At 57.1% G+C, this 17,238-nt stretch carries 16 protein-coding genes; 4 read left to right on the forward strand and 12 right to left on the reverse strand.

Annotated features, from left to right (window positions below; all coding sequences use genetic code 11):
• The first annotated feature begins 75 nt into the window (after positions 1–75).
• On the forward strand, positions 76–777 hold the full coding sequence (hutC, locus tag AC2FHX_RS05170; RefSeq protein WP_142634498.1) for a histidine utilization transcriptional repressor HutC: 702 nt from the start codon (positions 76–78) through the stop codon (positions 775–777).
• Between the two features lie 7 nt (positions 778–784).
• On the opposite strand, the gene AC2FHX_RS05175 is transcribed toward hutC, so the two are convergent.
• Together AC2FHX_RS05175 and AC2FHX_RS05180 are read right to left on the reverse strand one after the other, a co-directional pair.
• Positions 785–1,243: an Lrp/AsnC family transcriptional regulator gene (locus AC2FHX_RS05175; protein ID WP_496700067.1), complete on the reverse strand. Its 459-nt coding sequence runs from the start codon at positions 1,241–1,243 to the stop codon at positions 785–787.
• Positions 1,240–1,695 carry an Lrp/AsnC family transcriptional regulator gene (locus AC2FHX_RS05180; RefSeq protein ID WP_271946422.1) on the reverse strand — a complete coding sequence of 152 codons (456 nt, stop codon included), beginning with the start codon at positions 1,693–1,695 and terminating at the stop codon, positions 1,240–1,242. The genes AC2FHX_RS05175 and AC2FHX_RS05180 overlap by 4 nt, the downstream gene beginning before the upstream one ends.
• A gap of 132 nt (positions 1,696–1,827) precedes the next feature.
• Between AC2FHX_RS05180 and ilvC the strand changes: the two genes are divergently transcribed.
• Entirely contained in the window at positions 1,828–2,850 is a 1,023-nt protein-coding gene (gene ilvC, locus AC2FHX_RS05185; protein WP_142634504.1) for a ketol-acid reductoisomerase, read from the forward strand.
• Positions 2,851–2,889: 39 nt separating this feature from the next.
• Here ilvC and AC2FHX_RS05190 read toward each other — a convergent pair whose 3' ends face one another.
• On the reverse strand, positions 2,890–3,234 hold the full coding sequence (locus tag AC2FHX_RS05190) for a hypothetical protein (protein ID WP_496700066.1): 345 nt from the start codon (positions 3,232–3,234) through the stop codon (positions 2,890–2,892).
• 77 nt (positions 3,235–3,311) lie between these two features.
• Here AC2FHX_RS05190 and AC2FHX_RS05195 point away from each other — a divergent pair, with 77 nt between their 5' ends.
• Positions 3,312–4,220, forward strand: coding sequence for a DMT family transporter (locus AC2FHX_RS05195; protein ID WP_496700065.1), 909 nt, complete (start codon positions 3,312–3,314; stop codon positions 4,218–4,220).
• Here the strand turns inward: AC2FHX_RS05195 and glmM are convergent.
• The 9 genes from glmM to AC2FHX_RS05240 form a co-directional block, all read right to left on the reverse strand.
• Complete coding sequence (gene glmM / locus AC2FHX_RS05200) at positions 4,217–5,560, reverse strand: phosphoglucosamine mutase (protein ID WP_496700064.1); 1,344 nt, start codon at positions 5,558–5,560, stop codon at positions 4,217–4,219. The genes AC2FHX_RS05195 and glmM overlap by 4 nt on opposite strands.
• 35 nt (positions 5,561–5,595) lie before the next feature.
• Positions 5,596–6,594: a dihydropteroate synthase gene (gene folP, locus AC2FHX_RS05205; RefSeq protein ID WP_496700062.1), complete on the reverse strand. Its 999-nt coding sequence runs from the start codon at positions 6,592–6,594 to the stop codon at positions 5,596–5,598.
• A complete protein-coding gene (locus AC2FHX_RS05210; protein WP_496690753.1) occupies positions 6,591–7,511 on the reverse strand; it encodes a dihydroneopterin aldolase in 921 nt (306 codons plus the stop codon). The genes folP and AC2FHX_RS05210 overlap by 4 nt, the downstream gene beginning before the upstream one ends.
• 100 nt (positions 7,512–7,611) lie before the next feature.
• Positions 7,612–8,940, reverse strand: coding sequence for a multicopper oxidase family protein (locus tag AC2FHX_RS05215; RefSeq protein ID WP_496700060.1), 1,329 nt, complete (start codon positions 8,938–8,940; stop codon positions 7,612–7,614).
• A 116-nt stretch (positions 8,941–9,056) separates the two neighbouring features.
• Positions 9,057–9,731: a cell wall hydrolase gene (locus AC2FHX_RS05220; protein WP_271946407.1), complete on the reverse strand. Its 675-nt coding sequence runs from the start codon at positions 9,729–9,731 to the stop codon at positions 9,057–9,059.
• A 153-nt stretch (positions 9,732–9,884) separates the two neighbouring features.
• Entirely contained in the window at positions 9,885–12,446 is a 2,562-nt protein-coding gene (locus tag AC2FHX_RS05225) for a putative PEP-binding protein (protein ID WP_281972295.1), read from the reverse strand.
• A 36-nt stretch (positions 12,447–12,482) separates the two neighbouring features.
• Positions 12,483–14,777, reverse strand: coding sequence for a glycine--tRNA ligase subunit beta (glyS, locus tag AC2FHX_RS05230; protein ID WP_496700058.1), 2,295 nt, complete (start codon positions 14,775–14,777; stop codon positions 12,483–12,485).
• 9 nt (positions 14,778–14,786) lie between these two features.
• A complete protein-coding gene (gene gltS / locus AC2FHX_RS05235; RefSeq protein WP_496700057.1) occupies positions 14,787–15,989 on the reverse strand; it encodes a sodium/glutamate symporter in 1,203 nt (400 codons plus the stop codon).
• Positions 15,986–16,513, reverse strand: a complete 528-nt coding sequence (locus AC2FHX_RS05240) for a DUF6446 family protein (RefSeq protein WP_496700055.1) — start codon at positions 16,511–16,513, stop codon at positions 15,986–15,988. The genes gltS and AC2FHX_RS05240 overlap by 4 nt, the downstream gene beginning before the upstream one ends.
• A gap of 92 nt (positions 16,514–16,605) precedes the next feature.
• Here AC2FHX_RS05240 and AC2FHX_RS05245 point away from each other — a divergent pair, with 92 nt between their 5' ends.
• A complete protein-coding gene (locus AC2FHX_RS05245) occupies positions 16,606–17,238 on the forward strand; it encodes a MarC family protein (protein ID WP_496690758.1) in 633 nt (210 codons plus the stop codon).

A 17,238-nucleotide genomic window follows, 5' to 3' on the forward strand; every position in this document is an offset into this window, starting at 1 on the left:
TGTCAGCAACCCTTTACACCCCTACGTGTTTCTGACCAGATACATACACTTTGGAGAAGAAAGGTATTTTCACTCGTGACTGCGCATAAGCGGATCAGTTTTCAGTTTGTACGTGACGAAGTAAAACGACGAATAGAAACCAGAGTTTGGCCACAGGGGTCGGTGCTGCCGACAGAAACCCAGTTGGCAGAAGAATTTAATTGTGCCCGTGCCACGGTAAATCGTGCTTTGCGGGAACTGGCAGATCAGGGCTTCGTTGAAAGAAAACGTAAAAGCGGAACGCGGGTCAAAAAAGAACCCAGCAAACACGCAAAACTGGAGTTTTCCCTGACCCGACTGGATGTCGAGGGGCAGAACTCCACCTATCGTTATGCGCTGGTCGAGCGTAATATCGTCTCCAGCCCCGGATGGCTTGCCTCTCAGTTAAGCGTCTCGCAAGAAGCGCGTGTTTTGCATATTGTCTGCATGCACTATGCAGACAACCGGCCGTTTCAACTGGAAGAGCGCTGGATCAATATCGATGCTGTTCCAGAAGTGGAACATGCTGACCTCGACACCAAAGGCCCGCATGAGTGGCTGTTGCACGCCGCCCCCTTCACCGATGCTGAAGTCGCCTTTTGCGCGATTTCGGCAGATGGACGGCTGGCTGAATTCATGGGGACAACCTCGGGGACGTCCATGATCCAATTAGAGCGCACGACATGGAAAGACGGACAGCCAATTACCTTTGCGCGCATGACACATCATCCCGGATATTACATCCGCACTAGGTACTGAAACGGACCTAGCCGATAGGCCCGGGTAACCTCTCTTCGCTCAGTAATACATTGGCTTCGACATCTCCGGCCCCGGGCAAAGTCATTATCCGGCGGCGCAGAACACGTTCAAAGTCCGAGAGATCCCGTGCCACGACGCGCAAACGGTAATCATATAGGCCCAACACATGTTCAACGGTTTGAACCTCGGGGATCGCACTGACGGCGCGTTCGAAATCTTCAAGGCTGACCTGACCTTTCCGCGCTAACTTGACCCCCAGAAAGACTGTCACCCCAAACCCCAACGCTTCTGCATTCAAACGCAGGTGGCGCCCCTTTATGATCCCCGTCGTTTCAAGCCTCCGGATACGGCGCCACATCGCGGGCTGAGACAGGCCGAATTTACGCCCCAAGGCACCCGCGCTTTGCGTTGCATCCTGGATCAGAGCGCGCAGAATTTTGCGGTCGAGCTCATCCAATTCGGTCATAGCGGCAGCACCTCATCGCTTTTGACCCGCGCGATATGCATCAATGCCTCGATATCTGCGATATGCGGTAAAGTCAGGATACGGTCACGATACAGCTGCTGGTAATGTGCCATATCCTTGGCAAGCACAGATAAGCGCACATCCACACGGCCCAAAAAGGTCTGAATCTCGATCACCTCGGGAACCTCACGCGCGACACCCATGAACTCGTCGAATGCACGCGGTTGGGTCTTATCCAGCGTCACCCGCAATGAAACCTCGACTGCATATCCCAATGCGGCCCAGTCAATGATCGCCTCTTGGGCTTGAATAATCCCGGCCTCTTGCATTTTTTCGATACGCCGCCAGCAGACACTTGTGCTGATGCGACAAAGCTCGGCCAGCTCAGCGGTTGTCAGCGTCGGGTCGGCCTGGAAATGACGCAGAAGCCTGCGGTCAACATCATCAAGCATGATTTTTTCTTTATTGCTATACTTCAAGAATAGATACTCGAGTTATCCTTGATAATTCAAGGATAACAGTATCGCTATCCTTGGAAAATCGCCTTAAAACCCACAGCAATCGAAACAGAAAGGACCAGCATCATGCGCGTCTATTACGATCGCGATTGCGACATCAACCTGATCAAAGACAAAAAAGTGGCCATCCTGGGTTATGGCAGCCAGGGTCATGCACACGCGCTGAACCTGCGCGACTCGGGCGCGAAGAATCTGGTCGTTGCCCTGCGCGAAGGCTCGCCTTCGGCTAGGAAAGCCGAAGCCGAAGGCCTGGCGGTCATGGGCATTGCAGAAGCGGCAGCCTGGTGTGATGTCATCATGTTCACCATGCCCGATGAATTGCAGGCCGAAACTTACAAGAAATACGTGCATGACAACATCAAGCCGGGTGCTGCGATTGCGTTCGCCCACGGCCTGAATGTTCACTTTGGCCTGATCGAACCGAAAGCAGGCGTAGACGTCATCATGATGGCCCCCAAAGGCCCCGGCCACACCGTCCGTGGTGAATACACCAAAGGTGGCGGCGTTCCCTGCCTTGTGGCTGTTGACACTGACGCAACCGGCAAAGCGCTGGAAATCGGTCTGTCCTATTGCTCGGCCATCGGTGGCGGCCGTTCGGGCATCATCGAGACCAACTTCCGCGAAGAATGCGAAACCGACCTATTCGGTGAACAGGCGGTTCTGTGTGGTGGTATCGTCGAGCTGATCCGCTGCGGCTTTGAAACTCTGGTCGAGGCTGGTTATGCACCCGAAATGGCCTATTTCGAGTGTCTGCACGAAACCAAGCTGATCGTGGACCTCATCTATGAAGGCGGAATCGCCAACATGGATTACTCGATCTCGAACACTGCTGAATACGGTCAGTACGTCACTGGGCCGCGCATCCTGCCTTATGAGCAGACCAAGAAGGCAATGAAAGAGACCCTGTCGGACATCCAGAGCGGCAAGTTCGTACGCGACTTCATGCTGGAAAATGCTGTGGGTCAACCCACCATCAAAGCCTCGCGCCGTTCCAATGACGAGCACCAGATCGAAGTGGTCGGCAAAAAGCTGCGGGACATGATGCCCTGGATTTCGGCCGGTAAACTGGTCGATCAGGAAAAGAACTGATCCTATCGTGACGCCGCCCCCCGGGGCGGCGTCATTCATTTAATGGGCGTCAAAAATTTCTATCGACGGCCCGCCAACAATATCCACATGGGTATACATCGGGTTCGAATGCTGCTCGAACCGCACCGGCTTGTCGACAACCACCGAGGGCCATTTCCCGGGCTTCTGACAGAGGAAGATGTTGAGCAGCAAATAGCTGGGATTGATCCCCTGCGGATTGGCGATAACCAACATGGGCTCGACCCCTGGATTACCAACCGTGACAATGCCCGTCACAATCAACCTAGCGGGCCCCGGAGGCATCTTGTTGTTCCAAGCATACCAATCTCGTGAAGCCACATCGTCTCCGGGCTGGCAAACAGCATTCACTTCTTTGTAGTCCATAATTTGTCTCCAAATTCTTTTTCCAATACCCCTACAATACCACACTCGCAGCTAATTGTGACGAAGCAGGCAATACCATGAGAGAACCCTCTGAAATCACCAACAAAAACTGGCTTATGGTCGCTGTACTTGGCTTCATCTGGGGCGGCACATTTATGGTCGTGGCCATCGCGCTCGAAGGGTACGGGCCCGTCACAGTAGCAACAGCACGCACGACTCTGGGCGCGCTCACCCTTATACTGCTGATGGGGACGACGGGTCGCAAATTGCCAACATCCACGCGGGGCCTTTGGCCCTCAATCATCGTGATCGGCATTCTGTCGACGGCCCTACCTTTTTTGCTTCTCAGCTGGGGCCAGCAATATGTTCCGTCCGCCTTTGCGGGCCTGTCGATGGCGGCCATCCCGTTGATGGTGTTGCCACTGGCACATTTCTTTTCGGATGAGCCCCTCAACGCGCGGCGTTTTGTTGGCGTATCACTTGGATTTGCAGGCGCGCTGGTGCTGATTGGCCCTGGCCTTGCACAGCTTGGTCAAGGTGCGGAACCACTGGCACAGCTGGCCTGTATTGGTGCTGCACTGTGCTATTCCTGCGCTTCTATATTCACGCGCAGATGCCCTCCGGTCGATCCGGTTGTTCTGGCTGCGCTCACTTTGCTGGTCGGCGCGGCGATCTTGTTGCCCATCATGCTGGTAACCGAAGGGGTGCCAAATTGGCATGGCGCACGGCCTAGCCTCGCCATAATCGCATTGGGCCTTGTTCCGACCGCCTTTGCCACGTTGTTGCGCGTCTCGATTATTCGCAGCGCCGGGTCTGTTTTTCTGACGCTGGTCAACTACCAAGTTCCGATATGGTCGATGGTGTTTGGCGCGTGGGTTCTGTCCGAGGCATTGCCGATACGGTTTTACGTTGCTCTGGCGATGATCCTGACCGGGCTAGCGATCAGCCAGTGGTTCAGCCTGCGCAGAATGCTGGCCGGTCGCTAGCCTGCAACCGCCGCGACCTCAGCAACGATACTGTCAACGACTTGGGCCAACAGCTGATCATCTTCACACTCCGCCATGACGCGGATCAGAGGTTCAGTGCCGGATTTGCGGATCAGCAACCGGCCTTTTCCTTTCAGGCGCTCTTCGGCATCCGCGATTGCTGCTTTTACGCCTGCCGCCTCAAGCGGGGTCTGGCCCTCGCCATAACGCACGTTCTTCAGCAGCTGCGGGACGGTTCCGAACTGGACCGACAGCTCGGATGCTTTGCGCCCGGAATGCACCATCTCGGCCAGGAAATGCAGACCCGCCATCAGGCCATCGCCGGTGGTGGCATAGTCGCTCATGACGATGTGACCAGATTGTTCGCCACCCAGGTTGAAACCCCCTTCGCGCATCCGCTCGACAACATAGCGGTCGCCAACGGCGGTTCGTTCCAGGCTAAGCCCCTGCGCAACCAGATGGCGTTCCAGACCAAGGTTGGACATAACCGTCGCAACCAATGCGCCGCCGCGCAGGCGGTCGGCCTTGGCCCAAGAGGTCGCCAACAACGCCATCAACTGATCGCCGTCGGCCACGTGTCCGTGCTCATCCACGATCACAACCCGATCGGCATCACCATCCAGGCAGATCCCGACATCAGCCCCGTGCGCCACCACTGTTTCAGCTGCAAGCTGAGGTTTGGTCGAACCGCAATTCAGGTTGATATTCTTACCGTTAGGAGATGTGCCTACAGGAATGACCTCGGCCCCAAGTTCCCACAAAACTTCGGGCGCAGTGCGGTGCGCGGCGCCATTGGCGCAATCCACCACCACTTTGAGACCGTCCAGTCTAAGATCGCGGGATAGCGAAGATTTCACCCGCTCGCCATAGCGAAACCGCGCATCGTCTACCCGGCGGGCCCGACCGATATTTTGCGCCTGCGCAGGCTTAACCCCTTCTTCGATCAGCCGTTCGATTTCAATTTCCGCCTGATCCGACAGCTTGAAGCCATCAGGCCCGAAAAACTTGATCCCGTTGTCTTCGGCGGGGTTGTGACTGGCCGAGATCATCACGCCCAGATCGGCGCGCATTGACCGCGTCATCAGGCCGACAGCCGGCGTTGGGACCGGTCCCAGCAGCAAAACATTCATCCCGGTCGAGGTCAGCCCCGCCGTCAGCGCGTTTTCCAGCATATACCCAGACAGGCGCGTATCCTTGCCAATAACAACACGGTGCACGCCGGATTGGTCACGTCGGAAGTACCGCCCAACCGCGGCCCCCATGCGCAGGGCCATCTCAGCCGTGATCGGATGCGTATTGGCGGTGCCACGCACCCCATCTGTTCCGAACAGCTTACGCATTGGTGTCCCTCCGTAAATTCTTGCTTGCGACCGGATTACCGGACGGCGGCCCATAGACGCAAGGCCTGAGCGGTTTCAGCGACGTCATGAACACGAAGGATCTGCACGCCCTGTGCCAATCCGGCCAGCCCCACGGCGATGGATCCCGGCGCACGCGCGTCTTTGCGGAGCTCTTTGCCAATCTGCCCGATAAACCCCTTTCGGGATACGCCCAGCAGGATCGGACACCCCAAACCGTGAAACAGGCTGAGATTCTGCAGAAGGATAAGATTGTGCTTTTCGGTTTTGCCAAATCCTATGCCCGGGTCGATAACGATCTGGTCCCGGCTCATGCCGAGGTCTTCAAGAAAACCAACCTGCCCATGTAGGAAGTCATAAACATCCAGCAAAACATTGTCGTAAGTCGGGTCATCCTGCATCGAACCGGGATCGCCCTGCATGTGCATCACGCAGACAGAGGCTCCGACCTGGGCACAGAACGGCGCAAGGTCCGGATCGAAGGTAAAGCCCGAGACGTCGTTGATCAGCCCTGCCCCGGCTTTCCAAGCGGCTTTGGCAACGGCGGCTTTGCGGGTATCTATGGAAATCAACGCATCGGTGGCCGACCTGATCGCCCTGATCAGCGGTTCGGTCCGGGCGATTTCCTCATCTTCAGGGACAAAGGTTGCACCCGGGCGTGTCGACTCGCCTCCGATATCGAGAATGCTGGCGTCCTGCAAGACCATGTCCCGAGCCGCAGCCTGTGCCGCCTCGACCGAGTTATGCACCCCGCCATCCGAGAAACTGTCCGGCGTGGCGTTGAGGATCCCCATGATCTGAGGGCAATCCATCGCAACTCCAGAAACAGCTGCCCGTGGACGTGTCAGTCGATCCAGCACATCCCCCGGAACCTGCGCAGCCGGGATGATGCACGCGGCTTCAGTCCGGTTCAGACGTTCGACATGGGTAAACCACAGCTTCTGACCGGCTAAGGTCACCGCCCCTTCAGGGCGCACCTCACCATGCTGAACCAGAGGTCGGTAGTATGCAGTCACAGATTCGCCTGACCCACCGGCACAGCGCGCAGCGGAATCTGTGGCGAGTCCGGCAGGGCGCCTCCGAAAACCAACAGCTCACTTGCTTCGAAAGTCGCGGCAAACCACGCCGCCAAAGCGACCGCGTCAGAGGGTGCGGCAGATGGCCCATCCACCGCATCAAGAACGATCTTGGACGGGGCCCAAACGCAAATCTGTCCGTTCTTCATGGCCCAATCCAATTCAGTCCGCGTGGATACGACGACACAGCGCAGGTCACGCGCGGCCAATACCCAGGCGTTTTGCTCGATGGCCAAAAGGTCGATCCGGCGTTGTGTCATGGCGTGCCCGGTTTGTGAAACGGCCATATCCGCCGCCCCAACGCATAGGATCAAGGGACGTTTCCGGTTCTCCAACTGGTCGATCCAACCGGTCAGATTGTCCGAAGCAATTGCTTCGTTTGACAGGAAGGCCAAACGCGGGTGCGGACGCTCTTCCTCGACCAGATCGTGGTGAGATGCATCTTTACCGCGCACGATCTCGACGCCCAAAGCGCCGGGTCCTCGATCCAGTTTTTCTATTCTGACAAAAGCCCTTACGGCCTGAGGCTCAAGCAAAATTCTTTCCGCAATCCGGTCTGCCAGAGTTTCCAGCAGGTTCAACCGCTCGGCTGACAGTTCAAAGGCGATAGCCTCGGTCACACGATCATATGACAAAATGCGATCAACATCATCGTCAATCGGATCGGTCAAAGGGCGCACTTCGACAACGATATTAAAGCAAATGCGTTGCGTCGTTCCGCGCTCGGCCTGAAAAGCGCCAATTTCGACCTCGACAATATGGTCCCGCAGAGAAATGCGATCCAGAGGTCCCCGCGTGGCTGTCGCTTCGGACCGCTCGGAGGGGTGCGCAAAGGCAAGACGGATTTCAGAACTCATGCGGTTGACCCTTTGGGCTTGGTGGACTTTTCGGACCTATTTACACATTGCAGGCCCTATAACACTGCAACAAGCGCCATTCCAGTCTTCGAATGCGGCGTCAGCTGACGCGAAACCAGCTCATCATTCCCGATGCTGAATGACCCAGCATATGGCAGTGTAACAACCAGTCGCCTGGATTGTCAGCAATCAGCGCGATTTTACGGGTCTGACCCCGCCCTATCAGTATCGTGTCGCGCCAGGGGCCCAGCGTGCCGTCATCCAGGATGATGCGGAAATGGTGCCCATGCAGGTGCATAGCGTGGGGAAACGCCGTTTCATTGACAAACTCAATCTGATGAGCGCTTCCCAATCGTGCATCCAGAAACGGCTCATCCGGTCGATCAGAATTGCCATTCAATGCCCAAAACCTCCCGAGTTGGGCCAATTCACGGCCTGATAGCTCGGTCTCGCCCATATTGGCGGAATCCAGCCAGCGCATGGCCCCGCCTTGCAGCGTCATGCGATGGATCGGTGCGTCGTCCAGCCGAACCTTAGGCATCTCATTTGCTGGCAAAGGGCGGATTCCAGTCCTGTTTGCCGCCACCTGACCGACCACAGCAAGCCGAACCAGACCGAAGCTGTCACCGCGTTCTTGACTTACAAGCCCGGCAATCTGACCCTCATCACTTTGCACATCCACGATCAGATCCATCCGCTGAGCAGGTGCAAGCGGGACGTTCCCGGAAAACGGCAAAGGGTCAACCAGAGGCATTCCATCCAAGGCGACAATCCAACCTGTAAGACCATCAAGCCCCAGATCGAATATCCTGGCATTTGCCGCATTGATCAGCCGCAGCCTCAGGCGCGCACCGCGCGCCACTGCATATTCTGGATCAAACTGGCCATTAACTGTGACGAGATTGCCCAAACGCCCGGCGTGGCTGAGGTCGTGCTGGTTATCAAAATCTTCTACGATCTGCCCGGTTTCCGGGGCCAACTTCCAGTCGTCCAGGACAAGGGTCAAATCCTGATCCACATCAGGCAGATTATCTTCTTCGACAATCAATGGGCCGTAGAGGCCACGCGCAACCTGCTCCATGGATCGGTTATGGGCATGATACCAATATGTTCCCGCATCCGGGACCACAAAGTCATAGGTAAAACTGTGGCCAGGCTGAACAGCGTCCTGCGTCAGACCCGGGACTCCGTCCATTGCATTGACAATCCGAATGCCATGCCAGTGGATCGTAGCGGGTTGGGGTAAATCGTTTACCAATCTGCGCCGGACGCTTTGTCCTTTGCGCAGGCGAATTTCTGAACCGGGCACATTTCCACCAAAGGACCAAACCGAGGTCTCGGGGTACCCGTCAGGGGCCAGCTGACGGGAGACGATCTGGGCAACCAAATCATCTATCGCGGCATGCACTGCCTTGGGCAACAGCAACATTGCTGTACCGGATTGCAATATCTGTCTGCGTGATAACAACAATACGGGCCTCCTTGGCCCGCAATCTAAACCGATTTTCGTCCCGCGCCAGTAGGGTTCCAGCGCGGGTGCGTCAATCAGTTGCTCGCCGTCTGATAGTTGTGACGGTAGAAAATATGAACACCGATACGCGCGGTTTCCTTGTAGACCTTGGCCCAAGACGGGCGCACTGCGGTCGTGTGATAATGCGTAGCCCCTTCGGTGAGCTTTTTGGCAGCCCCGTCGATGGCTGTACGCGCGACTTTCGCTACACGCTCATAGGCCTTCTTTTCACGGATCACTTCCTCTTGACCGTCACAGGTATAGGTGAACTGGCACTGGTATTTCTTACCTGTGCCCTGATTGATCACACCACACAGCGTGTCGGGAAAGCGGCTGCTGGCAACACGGTTGAGGATAACCTCCGCCACAGCAAACTGACCGCGCACGCCTTCGCCGCGCGCTTCAAAGTACAACGCCTCGGCCAGGCACTTGAACTGTTCGCCTCCGGTGGCGGTGGGTTGCTCGTCCAACCAGCTCTTGGAGTAGGACACTTCTTTCGGCTCAGGCTCCTGTCGGGGCTTGAACAAATTCAGATAATCGCGAAAATTCTGACCGGGCAGTTCGCTACGGGCGACCAGCTCACGTTTCGCAGTATCGGTTGCTTCCCTCTCAGCGAAGGACACACTAGGCAGCATGGTTGTCGCCATAACGGCAACAGCCAGAATATATCTTAGCATCAGATAACCTCGCACAGGCACATTCTGCGCCATACCCTCCCCCGGCGGGCGCGATGAGGCTCATACCGAATTGAATCGGAAACGTCCAGATCAGAAGAAGATGCAAGTGGAAAACCGCCGTAACGTCAAAATAAGTTGACGACGGCTACCTTCTTTTCCCACTAATCCTTGGGTCGGCAGTTACTGTCAACCCCCAAGTCTGGACGAAATCGCCAGTTGAGCGGCAGCCAGCCGAGCGACAGGTACCCGGAAGGGTGAACATGACACATAGTCGAACCCCAAATCCCGACAAATTGCGATTGATTCGGGGTTTCCGCCATGTTCGCCACAGACCGACAGGGTCACGTCCGGCTGAACCCGGCGTCCGCGTTCAGACCCCAGCTTCAGCAATTCCCCTACACCATCGGGATCTAGCACGTGGAACGGGTCCTCGGCGAAAACACCCTGACGCACATAAGCAGACATGAAACGACCAGCGTCATCACGAGACAATCCGTAGGTCATTTGGGTCAAATCATTGGTGCCGAAGCTAAGGAACGCAGTTTGTGGAGCGATTTCGTCCGCCCGCAGGCAGGCACGCGGCGTTTCCACCATGACCCCCAGCCGATATTCGAACTCTTGCCCTCGTTCAGCGGCTACCGATGCCGCAACCGTGTCTATCCGAGATTTGACAAGCTCAACCTCGCGCTTGGCCGAAACCAGCGGTATCATCACCTCGGGGACCACCAGAGCGCCCTCTTTGCTGGCCTCAAGCGTCGCCTCAAAGATTGCTCGGGCCTGCATATCATAGATTTCCGGCACCGTGATGCCCAGCCTGACGCCGCGCAATCCCAACATCGGATTATATTCGGTCATCTCGGCGACACGGCGTTCCACATCCGAAACCGGCAGATCAAGTGCCTCTGCTAATTCACGCTGGCCACTGCGAGTCGTGGGCAGGAACTCATGCAACGGCGGGTCGAACAGGCGGATACAGACCGGTTGACCTTCCATAATTCGAAAGAGTTGCACGAAATCTGCGCGTTGCATCGGAAGCAGACGTTCCAGAACCGCCGCACGACCGGAAGAGGTTTGGGCAAAGATCATTTCGCGCATCACGATCAGGCGGCCGGGATCAAAGAACATATGTTCCGTCCGGCATAGGCCGATCCCTTGTGCCGAAAAGTTCCGAGCGGTCTGCGCATCCGCAGGCGTATCGGCATTGGCGCGGATCTCAATATCACGTTCGGCGTCTGCCCAGCTCATAAGCGTCTGAAAACAATCGTCTAGCGCCGCCTCAAGCATCGCGGGCTGCCCCGCCAGAACCTGCCCCGAAGTTCCGTCGATCGTCAGCTTGTCGCCCGTTTTGAAAACGCGGCCATCCTGGGCTGTCAACATCTTCTCTTTGGTCTGAAACCGCATTTCAGAGGCGCCAACGATGCAAGGCAGGCCCAAGCCGCGACCGATCACGGCCGCATGGCTGGTCATCCCACCCTTTTCGGTCAGAACAGCCACTGCGGCGTGCATTCCCCGGACATCTTCCGGGGACGTCTCTCGGCGCACCAGAATACAGGGCTCGCCTCGCGCGGCACTGGCCTGCGCCTCGGCCGCAGTAAACACAAGCTTTCCGGTTGCCGCCCCTGGACTGGCTGCAATGCCTGTGGTCAGCACATCACGGCGCGCGTCGGGGTGAACCTGCCGGTGCAGCAACTCGTTCAGAGAATGCGGGTCGACCCGCATCACCGCCTCTTGCTGAGGAATGATGCCATCCTCGGCCAACCGAACGGCAATCCGCATGGCGGCACGGGCACTGCGCTGCACGCGCACACCGTCCAGAATGTGAACGTGCCCATTTTCGATGACGAATTCGACCTGCATTTCCTCACGCAGCTTTTCGCGCATGATTGCAGCATGTGCCTTGAGTTCCGCGAATGCCTTGGGCGCAACTTCCTCAAGCGACTTACCACGCGGATCCTTTTCAAGATACAGCGCCGCGACCCCCTCGCCCAACGCATCGCGACCCTGGCTTTGGCTGAGGTAACGACCGGTTATCTGCTGCAGCCCTGTTGTCGGATCAATCAGTTGCAGAACGCCGGACCCGCATTCGCCCTGCCCCACACCCGGGACCATCTCCTGAATGACCAGGCCCAGACCTGCATCCGCTGGCGCACCTTTTGCCTGGCGCAACAGCCGGGCTGAGGTTCCATCCCATGCCCGCGCCATCGAACGCAGAACCGCAACCAGCTGTTCACCACGATCCTGTGGGAAGGGCTCGTCGGTCTCATCCTCATAGGCCCGCAACGACTGGCGCAGACCTTCCAGCCCATCGGCCTCGATGTCGTCAAACACATCCGCATCCAGACGCGCCACATGAATGGCATAGCTTTGAACAAAGCGCAGCGACAGTGCAGCCGCGGCCTCGTTCCCCATCTCGTCTGACAGGTCCACATAGCGCGCATCATTCATACCGATGTTGAGGATTGCCCCAGGCCCACCCCAATCGGGGTCCTCGGAACTTGGACGAACACATAGCAGCGCCGCCTCGTCGAACTGTTCGAGAATGGCCGCAATGTCGGGCACCTGCCCGCCGGCGATCCGCTGCACTGCATCAAAGGACAATGCAACCGTTCGTGGTACGGGAAAATCCAGCCGAACCAAGCGCTGCAGGCATTTCGCGCGCCCGCCATGAGTATTCGCCGCTACGGGCGCTTCGGCTGTGATCAGAGTGGTATGCGGGTTATTCTGCACTGCGGCACCTTTTGGTTTCACCGCAGCATAGGCCCCTGCGCCCGTGGCGCAAGAGCGTTAACCTTCGATTCGGGCCAGATCGGCCACGCTGGAACAGACCTTCCTGATCTGGCTGAGCAGGTTCAGACGGTTGCGGCGCAGGATGTCATTGTCGGTATTGACCTGCACATCCTCAAAGAACGCATCCACCGGCCCGCGCAACGCGGCCATAGCCGTCATCGCGGCCGGGAAATCTTCGGACGCCAGCGCTGTGTCGATCTGTGCCTTAGCCTGATCCAATGCTGCAAACAGTGCTTTCTCGCTGTCTGTTTCGGCAAACTTCACATCCGCACCATAGGAGTATTCCACCCCATCCTTCTCTTCCGCCTGAGACAGGATGTTGTTGGCCCGCTTGAACCCCTGCACGAGGTTCTCGCCATCCTCGGTCGCAATCACCGCATTCAGCGCGCGGGCACGTTTAACCAGCAGATTGAGATCGTCATTGCCGTCCATCGCGATACAGGCGTCAATGATGTCGTGACGGATGCCCTCGTCGCGGAGGAAGACCTTGAGGCGGTCGTGGAAGAAGGATTGAAACGAATTGGAAGTTGCTTCGGCTTCATGAACGTAGAAATGTTCTTCCTCATCAAACATATCAACTTTCCGCATTTCGTCGAATTGCTCAATCAAATCCGCTGCTGTTAGTTTCAGAAGTGCTGAATTTACCCACCAGAACGGATATTCATCGGCAGGTTCCTTCATTGCCATTGTCATAGGTTCGGCCATCCGAAAGCTTCCGGCGCTAGACTTAAATCGAAGAGCATGGTGAGACTTGTAGGTCTCAAGGAGTTTTGTGTGTGCGGAGCTAATGCACTCACCAATCGCTAGCGATAGGTTATGCTCCAATACCAACCGAATAACCCCCAATGCCGCACGACGCAGGGCAAACGGGTCTTTCGATCCTGTGGGCTTCTCATCAATCGTCCAGAACCCAGTCAACATGTCCAGCTTGTCGGCCAGCGCCACGGTCACCGAAAGCGGTGCGGTTGGCACGTCGTCTGACGGGCCCAGCGGCGAGTAGTGCTCTTGCGCCACGGCGGCCACGGCGGCGTCTTCGCCTGCAGCCTCAATATAGTACCGCCCCATAAGCCCCTGAAGTTCGGGGAATTCATAGACCATTTCCGAGCTCAGATCGGCCTTGGCCAGACGCGCGGCTTTCTCGGCCTGATCCGCATCTGCTCCGACCACTGGGGCCAGTTCGCGGGCAAGTGCTGCGATGCGGTCGATCCGTTCCGCCTGTGTGCCCAGCTTGTTGTGAAAGGTCACATTCTCCAGCGCGCGGGTCCATTGGGTCATATCCGACTTGGCAACGCGCAGGTCGTTCTCCCAAAAGAACTTGGCATCCGCCAGACGGGCCGACAGCACCTTCTGGTTCCCCGCCAAAATGGTCGCGCCATTGTCGGCGGTCTCGCGGTTGGCAACGGTGATAAAGCGTTCAATCCGGCCGGTTTTGGGGTTCTTCACAGAAAAGAATTTCTGGTGTTCCTTCATCGAGGTCTGCAGCACCTCGGGCGGCAGTTCCAGGAATTCCTCGTCGATCTGCCCCATGAGCACCACGGGCCATTCGACCAGCCCGGCGACCTCGGCCAGCAGGCCCTTGTCATCGACCACTTCCAGACCGGCGGCAAACGCCATGTTCTGCGCGTCGTTCCAGATGTGTTCGGCGCGTTCCTCAGGCGATAGCACAACAAAGGCGCGTTTCAGCTTGGCGGCATAATCCTCGAACGACGTGACAGAAAACCGGTTCGGGGCCATAAAACGGTGGCCCTCGGTCGTGTCGCCGGATTTGATCCCTTCGACCTCAAGAGGCACGACCTGCGCGCCTGCCTCATCGCTGAGGAGGCACAGGATCGAATGCAGCGGACGTACCCAGCGCATCGGTCCACTGCCCCAGCGCATCGACTTGGGCCAGGGGAAGTTCCTAATGGTCGCCTCAAGCACGTCGGCCACGATATCAGCCGCCGGGCGACCAGGCTTTTCGATCATCGCGAAATAGACCGCACCTTTGGGCGTTTCACGCTCTTCCAACTGATCGCGGGTCAGGCCGGCGCCGCGCAGGAAGCCTTCGATGGCCTTATCGGGTGCGCCCACTTTCGGGCCTTTGCGTTCCTCGCGGATGGACGGGCTTTCGGCCAGCAAGCCTTCGACCGCCAAAGTCAGACGACGGGGCGTGGTCAGAGAGGCGGCCCCGGCATAGGTCAGACCGGCCTCGACCAGACCATCGGTGATCCGCTTTTTCAGGTCTTCACCGGCACGGGTTTGCATGCGTGCAGGGATTTCCTCGGAAAACAGTTCGATCAGCAGGTCGGGCATAGTCAGTCCTTAGAAATTGACGATCGTCTGGATGACGATGGCATTGGCGATATCCACAAAGAATGCGGATACAAGGGGCAGTACGATAAAGGCAATAGGTGAAGGGCCATATCGCTTGGTTACGGCGGTCATATTGGCGATGGCGGTGGGGGTCGCGCCCAGCGCAAACCCACCGAAGCCTGCGGCCAGAACCGCGGCGCGATATCCCGACCCCATCACCGGAAACAACACGTAGATAACGAAGATTACCGTAAAGGCGGTTTGTGCCGCCAGTACGACCAAAATGGTCACACCAAGTTCCGCAATCGTCCACAACTGCAGGCTCATCAGCGACATGGCCAGAAAGGTACCCAACGCAAGCTCTGAAACCAGCCCAAGCGCGGATGTGCGGCTGACGGGAACTGCATTTGGCCGCAACCAGCTGCGCAGGTTGCCGATCAAAATGGCAATGATCAGACAAGGTACAAACAGGGGAAGTTTCAGGCCGGCCTCTGCGATCAGGACATTCACACCATAGCCAATGATAATGGCAAGATGGAGGTACAGCATGACCCGCATCAGACCAAGCGGCGTAATATCGGGATAACGCTGTTCTTCGGTTGCGACACCAACTGTCAGTTCTTCGTTGGGGCGGTCGGGGGTCAGGTTATAGCGTTCGACAAGATACTTGGCCACAGGACCGCCAACCACCGCGGCCAACACCAGACCCAATGTCGCCACTGCGACCCCCAACTCGGTCGCGCCTTCCAACCCAGTTACGGCACCAACGTCCGGCGCCCATGCAATGGCGGTTCCATGCCCTCCGATCAGGGCAGCTGATCCGAATAACACTCCGGATTGGGCAGGAAAGCCAAATGCAACCGCCCCGACGGCACCAATGCCGTTTTGCATGATGATGGTGATCAGTGTCAGAACCAACAGCAAGAACAGAGGTTTGCCGCCGGTAAGCAGATCCAGGAACCGGGCATTCAGGCCGATTGCCGCAAAAAACAGCACCAGCATGTAATCCCGCGTGGCCATCTCAAAATCGAATGAGATGCCTGTGGCCATGTATAATCCCAACATCACCAGCGCTGCGACCAACCCGCCGCTGACCGGTTCGGGTATGTTGAAGCGCTGAAGCAGCTTCACCTGCGTGTTCAACTCCGCCCCCAAAAGATATACAGCCAGACCCAACGTGGCGGCGATCATATCCGGGATGAGATAAGTCATTGCCCCGTTTCCGGTTGCTGCGGGCATTCCTCTCCGACGACCGTGCCGTCATAGGCCTTTTCCCCGCAGTTGTTCAGCGCGTGCCAAACATAGCCTTTTCCATCCTGGGTTACAGCGACGATCCGGTCCACGCCAAAGTGTATATTCTTAGCCCCGATAAAGGCCTGCGCCTGACCGGTCTGCAACGCGTTGGCAATCTCAATGGCATCGTAGCACTCAAACCATCCGGGCGCCGTCAACGGTTCGGGGTCATTGGCGGTCTGATAACCAGCCAGATCTGCTGGCTTCAGGTCAGTTTCAAAGCAGGCGCGGTATCGAATCGGAGAGCTGTCCGCATCAATCGCCTGAAAGTCCGTATAGGCGATGGTCTCGGGCTCATCTGCGCCGATTGCTAGCAAACGGACATCCTGTCCCGGCTTTGAGACCACTTCATAATAAAAGCCGTAAACTTGCAGATAGTACATGGCCCCACCAGCCAGAACAGCCGACCCAAGAAGGAGAATAGCAAGTAGTTTTCCGGTCATCGTTCGAGCATCCTATTCACGTGGCCTCTTTCATTGAGGTCGAAAATGGGCCAGTTTCCAACCTGATACAGGCTGACATTAGGGTAATGAAAATGGACACGACTCTCGCCGCAGGTTTTTTCGGCGCGCTTTTTGCGATCATGAACCCGATCACCAACTTGCCCGTTTTTCTGAGCGTGACTGATGGTCTGACCCCCGCAGATCAACGCAAGGTTGCGGTGAAAACCGTCACCTACTGTCTGATCCTGGGCGGTGCTTTTGCAGCCATTGGCAGCAAGACATTGGGACTGTTCGGCATCAGCGTCAATGATCTGCGCGTTGCGGGCGGTCTTGTTGTCCTGATGATCGGCCTGAACATGCTGAGCGGCACCGAGAGCACGGCGCATCACGGAACCGAAGGCGAAAAGAAATCTTATCCCGAGCCCGACACCGTCGCCTTTTATCCGTTGGCCTTTCCCATCCTCGTTGGGCCTGGCACAATCACAACGTTGATCCTCTATGCACATCAAATGTCCAAACCTATGGACGTCATACTCTATGCGGGCGTTTTTCTGGCAGTGCTGTTTTTGCTGTTCGTCACATTCTGGAACGCCGCGGCGCTGTCCAAGCGGCTTTCGGACAACGCTCGGGTGATCATGAGCCGCTTTATGGGTATGATCCTGTCTGCCATCGCAATCAGCATGATCGCGGACGGACTTAAAGTTCTGCTTCCCGGTTTGGCGTAA

Source organism: Ruegeria sp. CDSC042 (genome assembly GCF_059610745.1).